The following is a 6,591-nucleotide window of genomic DNA, read 5'->3' as shown; positions in this document are numbered from 1 at the left end:
TCCGGCTCGGCCAGATGCTCCACCACATAGGCCGCAACCACGTCGCGTACCCCGTCGGCGTCCCACGCGTACTCGTTCAACAACCGCTGCATCTTCTGCGGCCCGGACTCACGGCTGAACTCCGCCAGCGTCCNCCCGTTCTTCCGNTCGGTCCGAGACAACANCCCCGCCACATACGCCCGCGCCTGCGCCCGGGGCTGATCAGACCGGAAACAGCCTTCCACCCGGCCGAACAGCTCCTCCAGCCCNGCCTCCCACATCGCNACATCCACCTCGGATACACTCTGAGCCGCGGCCACCGCGGTCTCTCCCTTTGTTCTCACAAAACATGGAGAAACACACGGTGGCCGCTCTTCCGTCCACNCCACNCCGCACTCGAAGCAAGAGATCACACACCGACCACTGTCGCTGTAGTACTAGGCCGACTTTCCGCACCCCACAGGGAACATGCCCGCGCTCAGGGCAGGGCTGCGTCCTTGACGGACCGCAGAATACGAATTCCTAGATCGTTTGTTGGGTCAGCCCGTCCCACGACTAGGCGATCTACATCGGACGGTAGCTCGCCTACTGGCGAAGGGGCTCCGAAGCGACCCAGGAGCTCGGCCGACAAGGTGATGGTCTGTCCGACATCGCCATGAACGACGTCGGGGAGCCGCTCGACAAGCCGGGTGGCTGCCCCAGCCTGGAGCACAATGATCCAAAATTGCTCCGCGATCGTCGGTGGGCGGGCCAGGTCGACGATCATCGCTTCGATCGTCTCGCTCGATTCGTCACCGATGACGACAGCTTCGACGATCAGCGGTGGGGTCTGCTGGTAGCGCAGCTGGGGCGCGGCGGCACGCATGCCGAGGTCCGCGAGTCCAGCCGCGAGTCCGTTGCGATCGAGGTATAGCGCCGCCTCCCGCAGGAGGACTTCGCTGGTCACGAGCTGGTCGGTCTGCCGTTGCCGTTCTGCGAGAAAGAACGCGCCTAGATGCCCTGCGAGCTCGGCCCAGGCCCGTTCCGACGGAGAAATGATCGTCGGCAGCGTGTTTCCGGGCGACCAACGGGTCCAGGGCACGTAGTCGGGCGGAAGCAGGTCGCGGCGCTCGACACCGTGCTGCAGCGGAACGTCGAACGCGAGGGCGATCCGCAGGGCGTCCTCGATCTGAAGCGGGTCTCGCCCATTCATCACACCGCGAAGGCTGTTCCGGGGTCTGCCGAGCCGCAGTTCGAGAGCGACATGGTCGATGTCCGGCTCGGCGGCCCGCACGGCGGCGATGAGCCGGTGCTGAAGGTAGGCCAGCGCTACCGACTCGGGTGGATCCCCTGTGCCTGGCTTCCAACGGATGTCGGGACCTGCCAGCGACGCGCCGTCAACGAATCTGCCCAGGTGCTGATCGCGGGCAGGGCGTCCACGGCGTCGGGGATCGGTCACGAGTCCTCCGCGTGGCGGAGAGGATTAAAGTCTGCGTTTAGAGTACTTTAATCTCGTGAGGGCGCGAAGCGGTCGGAACTCCGCAGGGACGGCGGTGCAGCAGGTCCTCGACGTGACCGACGGGCTGGTCGCGAGGGCGTCGGCTGCCGACGTGACGTGCAACCCGGGCGACGGCTCCACAACCTGGTGCCGAGCTGACCCTGCGACGCCCCGAACAGTCACGGTCGCGGGTCGGCTGCTGACGCCGACGGTCGTGTTCGACAGCTACTGGCGGTTCGCGGCTGCGCGGCAGGCGGTCTACGAGGCACGCTTGACTGGCGCCGGACCGCCTTGGACGACGGATCCGGTCATAGCTGCTCACCGCTTCACCAACTGCTATCGCGCTGCCGACCGCGTCAGTCAGTTTCTGATCAAAAACGTTGCGTATACGGGATCAGCCGAGCCCGACGAGACCGTCTTCCGCGTGCTACTTTTCAAACTCTTCAACCGGATCGAGACTTGGGAGCGTCTACGGGAAGAGTTCGGTGATCTTACCTGGGTTGATTTCGACATCGACCGGTACGAAAGTGCTCTCTCATCGGTTGCGGCCGCGGGCAAGAGACTCTATTCTGCCGCTTATGTCATGCCTCCGCCTCGGCTTGGCGCCGAAAGAAAACACGCGAACCATCTTCGCCTGCTCAGGCTGATGATGCATGATCGTGTCACCGATAGGCTTCAGAAGGCGCAGTCGATGTCGGAGGCCTTCGAGATTCTCCAAGGGTATCCGTCGCTTGGCAAATTTCTCGCCTTCCAATTTCTGATCGATATCAACTACTCGACGGTTCTGGACTTCGATGAAAACGAATTCGTAGTCGCCGGGCCTGGCGCCCGTGACGGAATTAGAAAATGCTTCGGCGACNCCGCCACAGGCATTGAAGAAGAGATCATCCGCTACATGGTCGACTCTCAGCACGAACATTTTGCACGCCTAGGTTTGTCGTTCCGGGGACTCGCTGGTACCCGCCCGCTCAAGCTTATCGACTGCCAGAATCTTTTTTGCGAGGTGGATAAGTATGCGCGTGTTGCGCATCCTCACGTAACTGGCATCAGTGGGCGGAGTAGGATTAAGCAGCATTTCCGGATGAACTCAGACTCGTTGGACGCTTGGTTCCCGCCAAAATGGGGTATTAATGGCGGCGATGCCCCGCATCGGATGCGTAGCGAGTATCCGGAAAAGAAATTTTCAGACCGGTCCAAAAATACTTTGTTTGATGTAGAGTCGGGAGAGTTGGCCGCATGGTAGCTAGCGCGCTCGAGGTCCTGGCCGAGACCCTGGAGAACCTGGGCTGGCGAATCAGCAAAGATCTGAACCTCGAGGCCACGGAGTCCGCTCCCCTGGATCTCGAGTCTTGGCAGGAAGCCGCCGCCTCGCTCGTCGCCTATGCCGAGACCTGCATGGAGGTACTTGAGCAGCCGGAGGTGGCCGCCGCGCTCGCAAATTCGGCCCCGCAAGCCGCTCCTGACCCGGCTGCTAGGTGCTGACTTCGGTGCTTGTCGCAGATGTTTTCGCAGGCTGGTTCAGGTCGGCCAGTAGCTGGCGCACACGCCGAATGGCCGCGCCATCCAGCTGAGCGTATCCCGCGACGACAAGCAGATGACCCGGTTGCGCATCCACTTGTCTCGCGACATACTCCAAGAGGCGGCCGAGTCCAAGGTAATTGCCGTAGGCCCGCTGAACCAGATATTGGCTTCGGTAATGAGCCACGGCGTGGAGCGTGTCACCGTCAAGCTGAAATGAACAGTGAGACAGACATGGAAACGCCATAGGATTCTTATCGCTCACTTGGCGGATCGCGACCGGGATTTCGCATGTACCACCTTCCGGCTCCTCGTCGGCGGGGAGGGGCCGTGAAATATCCGATGGCTCCATGACGCTCAACTCGTACCGGGCAGATTTCGGCCGCCCACCACGGCGCTCTTCATTAAGCCGTCGAATTGTCTCGCCGAGCTGATCAACGGGCCCTGCGTCGGACGGGTAACTCACGATCCTGCCGAAATAGGTACCCCACCTGTTCGGAACGAACCTGCGGATGGTGGGGTAGGCCTTGCGATACCTATCCACGAGCACCGCCGGACTCGCGGCTGTTGCGGCCATTCTGTATGGGAAAATAGTGTTTGCGACTGTCTCGATCGGTGCCATACCCTTGTCGTGAAGCAGCCCGTTGACCCGCGAACGCACGGCAGAATCATCAGCTGACGGTTCGGCAATCGAAGTTACCGCGTGAAAGAGTTTGTGGTCGGGCGCGTCCAGCGCGACTTGCACGGTTCTCAGCCAGGCATCCGAGACAGAACTCGCCACAATGAGACGATCAGCAACCCTCAACGACTTTCATCTCCTTTCCCGTCCAACCAGACGGGGCTCACTCCGTGACGGGCATCCGCGACCGCCACGGTCACCTTCCAAAGTCGATCCACGAGGCCGCCGCTGTCCGCGTACGCGAGCACAAGACCGTGAGACTCCACGCCCTCCGAGGTGCTCTCTGGTACATCGACCACGAAGCGACTCGCGGGTGTCTGGCCGATTCCGCCGATCAAGGCCGTCGTCGCTGTGACCATGAGGTCTCCGGCATGCTCAAGCCGCCAGCCCGAAGGGCGACCTTCAGACGGCAGCGTCACGACGATCCGGTCATGCGGCCGAGCCACGACCTGCGGGAGCTGGTACTCCTCGGAAAGGTGCCAGACATCTGAGGTCGGTCTAGGCAGCGAGGGCAGCCCCCGGTTGAGCCGGCGCCGGACCTGTGCCCGTGAAACGGTCGCCCATTCCCGCGACTTCTGTGCTGAGAGCATGCGGACGTTCGGTAGGTGCCGAAGCAATGTTGCCAACGGGACGCCCAAGGCGAGCGCGATCCGATAGACATCGTCAGCCGAGTCGATTTGATCGATATCGAGCTGCCTCGCAGTAGCTCTTACAGCAGTGCGAGGCATCAAGAACCATGCAGCGAATGCCTCGGCTGTCCGCTCCTCATTGCTCGCGGCCCAGCTCGCGCCCGAGCTAGACCTCTGAGCGGAAGTAGCATCCAGATCGAAGTCGACTTGCATACCGTGGTTCAGCACGTGGTGACCGAGCTCATGCGCGAGGGTCTGCCGTTGCGCGTAGACGTCAAGCCGGCTGTTCACCACCGCGGCGGGCATGGGACGATCAACATACATCCCGAAGAGCTTCGTCAGCGGTTGCGCATGCACCATGATGCCCGCTCGCCTGGCGGCGCCTACGACCTCGATGCGCTGGCCTGCGTCCACCTTGTAGTCGCCGTGCGCGTGGGTTGCGGCGATCATTGCGGTCCGGTTGGCCGCGCTCCAGTTCATCATCTGCCAGGTCGGTTCCGTGTCTGCGCCACATAGTTCAGATATTCTACGAACCTTAGGACCTCTTCTTTGTCCTCTCCACTGAGGCCCGCTATTGCTCGCGTCAGTGCCTGGAGCGCATGGTCGTCAGGCCTCGCGTCCTCTGATTCATCGAGGAAGTATGATGCCGGATAGTTGTATAGACGGGACAGCTTGCGCAGCTCAAGGCTGTCTACCTTACGCCCTCCCCTTTCAATGTCTGACACCGCAGAGCGAGGGATGCCCGTCCGGTCGGAGACAAGCTGCTGCGAATAGTTCAAATATTCTCGAACTTCCCGCAGCCGCGCCCCCAGTCGACGCCATTCCTCTGCACCGTCACGCACAGCCCCGCTATCAATAGTCGGCGAACGGTCGTATCCCGAGTCCGCCATGTTCAGCTGGCCCGCTTCGTGATGATATTTTCGTCGGCGGCGGCCAGGACTGCATCAGCAAATGCCGTTACCGAACGTAGCTGCTCCGCGGTGGAAACGTCCGCGGGCAGCCGGACTCCGAAACGCTCCTCGACCTCGACAAGGACAGCCACGGCCAAGACCGAATCGACCGGCATCGTCGGCCCCGCCTCCTCTAGGACGCATCGAAGCTCCGCGGGGTCCACCTCCTGCTCGGCCGCCATCAGCTCGATGATCAGATCTTCAATCTGTTCTCGACTCACCAAGGCCTACTCCTAGTCGCCGCGCGATGACCTCATGCCAGACTTGTGCCATAGTACGACAGGCGATGTCGGAATCTCAGACAGGGGGCCAATGTGAAGCTGAGCGACTACCAGGCCAAGGCCAGCCGCACCGTCCAACGCCCAGGGCAGGAGCTCCCGGACCTGGCTGTGCACCTGCTCGGGCTCGTCGGCGAGACCGGGTCGATCGCGAGCGAGTACAAGAAGCTTCTCCGTGACGGCCCAGCCCACCTCACTGCCAAGAGCCGCCTCCGGGAGGAACTTGGCGACGTGCTGTGGTACCTCGCGACCCTCGCGACCAAGCTCGACCTCGACCTCGACGACATCGCCACCGCGAACTTGACCAAGGTCACCGACCGCTGGCGCACCTCGGCAACCGCCGACCTCTTCGACGAGGACTGCCCCACCACCGAACAGCTCCCACGCCACGCCCGCTTCACCTTTGCCACCGATCGTGATCAACAGACGGTGACGACCCGGCTTCTGCTCGAGGGTGAGCAGGTCGGGAACACACTCACGGACGCCTCACACGTCGACGACGGCTACCGCTTCCACGACGTCTTCCATCTCGCGCACGCCGCACTCCTGGGGTGGTCACCTGTGCTACGGAAGCTGCTCGGCCGAAAGCGGCGTAGTAAGCCACTCATCGACGTGGCCGAGGACGGCGGCCGCGCCATCGTGGCCGAGGAAGGTGTCGCGCACATGGTCTTCGCCTACGCCGCAAGCCATGACTATCTCCGAGACATCCAGCGCGTCGACACGGTCCTTCTCGACCTTATCCGCTCATCAGTGGGGCAGCTCGAGGTCAGCGTCCGACGATCCGCAGACTGGGAACAGGCAATCCTCGCTGGCTACACCGCCTGGAATTACCTTCGCGACCACGACGGCGGTTCCGTTCTCATCGACCTCCTAGACCGTAAGATCATCGCCGAGTAAGACCTCGTTTCACAATGGGTGATCAGGCCTGCTCGGGGTAGGTCCTGTCTGTGTGACTGAGGACGTGCTGACGGCACTGTTGTGTTGGTGAAGTCCGCCATCTCGGCGACCGATCATTCATGATCGGGTGGTGCGTCGACGTCGTGTCCATCCACCGGTTCCGACGTCAGAGTTCGCCGGGTTC

At 62.1% G+C, this 6,591-nt stretch carries 8 protein-coding genes and 2 pseudogenes; 4 read left to right on the top strand and 6 right to left on the bottom strand.

All coding sequences use genetic code 11. The features are described from left to right. Together FF36_RS39680 and FF36_RS30800 are read right to left on the bottom strand one after the other, a co-directional pair. Positions 1-133, bottom strand: a pseudogene (locus FF36_RS39680) (IS701 family transposase); the annotation flags it as partial. A gap of 324 nt (positions 134-457) precedes the next feature. Beyond that, positions 458-1,417 carry a hypothetical protein gene (locus tag FF36_RS30800; RefSeq protein ID WP_128423448.1) on the bottom strand — a complete coding sequence of 320 codons (960 nt, stop codon included), beginning with the start codon at positions 1,415-1,417 and terminating at the stop codon, positions 458-460. 55 nt (positions 1,418-1,472) lie between these two features. Between FF36_RS30800 and FF36_RS41390 the strand changes: the two are divergent. From FF36_RS41390 to FF36_RS30795, 3 genes and pseudogenes are all read left to right on the top strand, one after another. After that, a pseudogene (locus tag FF36_RS41390) lies at positions 1,473-2,315 on the top strand (nucleotide kinase domain-containing protein); the annotation flags it as partial. Position 2,316: 1 nt separating this feature from the next. Continuing rightward, on the top strand, positions 2,317-2,699 hold a 383-nt coding region (locus FF36_RS41385; RefSeq protein WP_422615134.1), incomplete at its 5' end, for a nucleotide kinase domain-containing protein. Beyond that, positions 2,693-2,938, top strand: coding sequence for a hypothetical protein (locus FF36_RS30795; protein ID WP_044888731.1), 246 nt, complete (start codon positions 2,693-2,695; stop codon positions 2,936-2,938). The genes FF36_RS41385 and FF36_RS30795, both read left to right, overlap by 7 nt. Here the strand turns inward: FF36_RS30795 and FF36_RS35220 are convergent. The 4 genes from FF36_RS35220 to FF36_RS30785 are packed head-to-tail and all read right to left on the bottom strand — an operon-like array spanning position 2,928 to position 5,453. Next, on the bottom strand, positions 2,928-3,779 hold the full coding sequence (locus FF36_RS35220) for a thymidylate synthase family protein (RefSeq protein ID WP_128423447.1): 852 nt from the start codon (positions 3,777-3,779) through the stop codon (positions 2,928-2,930). The genes FF36_RS30795 and FF36_RS35220 overlap by 11 nt on opposite strands. Continuing rightward, complete coding sequence (locus tag FF36_RS31945; RefSeq protein ID WP_082122386.1) at positions 3,776-4,765, bottom strand: ImmA/IrrE family metallo-endopeptidase; 990 nt, start codon at positions 4,763-4,765, stop codon at positions 3,776-3,778. The genes FF36_RS35220 and FF36_RS31945 overlap by 4 nt, the downstream gene beginning before the upstream one ends. Beyond that, positions 4,762-5,172 carry a helix-turn-helix domain-containing protein gene (locus FF36_RS41380; RefSeq protein ID WP_082122385.1) on the bottom strand — a complete coding sequence of 137 codons (411 nt, stop codon included), beginning with the start codon at positions 5,170-5,172 and terminating at the stop codon, positions 4,762-4,764. The genes FF36_RS31945 and FF36_RS41380 overlap by 4 nt, the downstream gene beginning before the upstream one ends. 2 nt (positions 5,173-5,174) lie before the next feature. Next, positions 5,175-5,453 (bottom strand): phosphopantetheine-binding protein, encoded by a 279-nt coding sequence (locus FF36_RS30785; protein WP_199865567.1) that lies wholly within the window; start codon positions 5,451-5,453, stop codon positions 5,175-5,177. A 93-nt stretch (positions 5,454-5,546) separates the two neighbouring features. Between FF36_RS30785 and FF36_RS30780 the strand changes: the two genes are divergently transcribed. Next, the gene (locus tag FF36_RS30780) at positions 5,547-6,407 is read left to right on the top strand and encodes a nucleoside triphosphate pyrophosphohydrolase family protein (protein ID WP_044888730.1); all 861 of its coding nucleotides are present in this window, start codon (positions 5,547-5,549) and stop codon (positions 6,405-6,407) included. Positions 6,408-6,591: the final 184 nt, after the last annotated feature.

The sequence above is a fragment of the Frankia torreyi genome, from assembly GCF_000948395.1.
Lineage (GTDB): Bacteria > Actinomycetota > Actinomycetes > Frankiales > Frankiaceae > Frankia > Frankia torreyi.
This window is presented reverse-complemented; position numbering and strand designations above follow the sequence as displayed.